Origin of the sequence: Pseudoalteromonas sp. S3776, from assembly GCF_005886915.1 — a bacterium.
Classification (GTDB): domain Bacteria; phylum Pseudomonadota; class Gammaproteobacteria; order Enterobacterales; family Alteromonadaceae; genus Pseudoalteromonas.
Genome location: NZ_PNCU01000188.1, coordinates 1 through 216, shown reverse-complemented (window position 1 = coordinate 216; position 216 = coordinate 1). Strand labels below are relative to the sequence as shown.

The following is a 216-nucleotide window of genomic DNA, read 5'->3' as shown; positions in this document are numbered from 1 at the left end:
AAGACTTTATGCCAGTAGCAGAGAGTCCGCAGCTGACCGGTATGGTAGTCAATGCTATTCACGCCGATCCTGAGAGAATGGCTCTGAGTGGTAAGGTGTTGGTGGTAGCAGAGCAGGCTGATGAATACGGTATTCTGGATGTCGATGGCAACAAGAAACCCAGCTATAGCGATATGCTGGGGCCACCGGTACAGGCTCATCCTGCTATTGTCGAAT

General features: G+C 50.9%; 1 pseudogene. It reads left to right on the top strand.

Annotation, left to right across the window (positions count from 1 at the left end):
• Positions 1–216, top strand: a pseudogene (locus CWC16_RS20120) (SDR family NAD(P)-dependent oxidoreductase); the annotation flags it as partial.